The organism is Sanguibacter suarezii NBRC 16159 (assembly GCF_001552735.1).
Lineage (GTDB): Bacteria > Actinomycetota > Actinomycetes > Actinomycetales > Cellulomonadaceae > Sanguibacter > Sanguibacter suarezii.
The window spans coordinates 1-1,285 of the sequence record NZ_BCRT01000017.1 but is presented as its reverse complement, the minus strand read 5'-3'; the positions used below and the strand labels follow the sequence as shown (position 1 = coordinate 1,285).

The 1,285-nt window shown below is 72.2% G+C and carries 1 protein-coding gene; it reads left to right on the top strand.

Annotated features, from left to right (window positions below):
* Positions 1–169: 169 nt before the first annotated feature.
* Positions 170–1,225 (top strand): hypothetical protein, encoded by a 1,056-nt coding sequence (locus tag SS2_RS18255; protein ID WP_369405215.1) that lies wholly within the window; start codon positions 170–172, stop codon positions 1,223–1,225.
* Positions 1,226–1,285 lie beyond the last annotated feature (60 nt).

Sequence of the window (1,285 nt, the reverse complement as noted above, 5' to 3'; positions counted from 1 at the left end):
TAGGTCTGCGGACCTGCCCCGCCGTTCTGCGTACGGGGTGGTTCGGCGGCGACGGAGCTGTCCCGAGCGCGAAGTTCCGCCCTGTTCGATAGCGTGTGGACTACGAGCAGTTCTCGGTCCTGGCCTCGTCGAGGCTGCCGCCGAGCGCTTCCACCGTGAAGGAGATCACATGTCTAGCACAGTCGCGGTTCAGCAGAACAGAGGCGTTCGGGTGGTCGGCCTTCTCTCGATCATCGCCGGGATCATCCTCATCATCGCTGGGGGGATCACCTGGTGGGCAGTCGCCGACCAGCTCTCCGCCGAGGAGATCACGGTGTCTGAGGATGCCTCCTTCCTTGCGGGTCGGCACGTCAACGACCCGTTCTCCGCCTACGCCCAGGCCGAGGTGATCAACAAGCACGCCCTCGAGACGAGCGACGGCATGACCTACGCGCAGCTGCCGCAGGACGACCCGCGTCGCGAGGTCGTGATGAACGCGTCCTTCCTGCGGGCCTCGTTGTTCACCTCTGTCGTGTCCTTCGGCGTCGCGGCCCTCGTGGTGGGTCTGGGCGTGCTGTTCATCCTCGTCGGCTGGGCGCTGCGCCGGCTGGCCTCCGCCGGACCGCGAGTCGCTGCGGCGACCGCCGGGACAGCCGGAGCGCCGGGAGCGCACTCCTACGACGACGTGCCCTCCGCACCCGCGCCGCGCCACCAGTCCCCGCCCGCCGCGAGCACCCAGACGCCGGGCACGACCCGAGGCGCGTCACCCGGCGCCTCGGCTGCTGCCGCAACCCCCGCAGCGGCCCACGCCGCCACCCATGCCGCCCCGGCCACGACGCACCCCGACCGACCGACGACGCACGCCGAGCGCGTCGCGACGCAGGCCGACGAACCCACGCCGCCAGCGGCGCCCATCACCAACCCTGGGCCGGAGCCGACCACCCCGGTCGCTCCCACCCCGGTCGCTCCTACGCAGGACCCGGCGGTGACTCCGGCTCCCGGCACCACCCCGGGGGTGACCCCCACGACGGCTCCGACCACGCCGACCACAGAACCGACGATCACACCTACGCCCGCCACAACCCCGGGTGGAGTGCCGGACGGGGTTCCCCAGGAGAACCCGGGGAACCCCCCGCAGACACCGGGGACCGGGACGGGTACGGACGAGCGCCCCTCCGGCTGGGCCTCCCCGGCTGACCGGGTGCCGCCAGTCGAGGGGACCCCGGGCGAGAACGGCACCCGGTAGCACCCGCTCCAGCAGCACCCGCTCCACGACGACAGCAGGCCGGGCAGGACCTCATGGTCC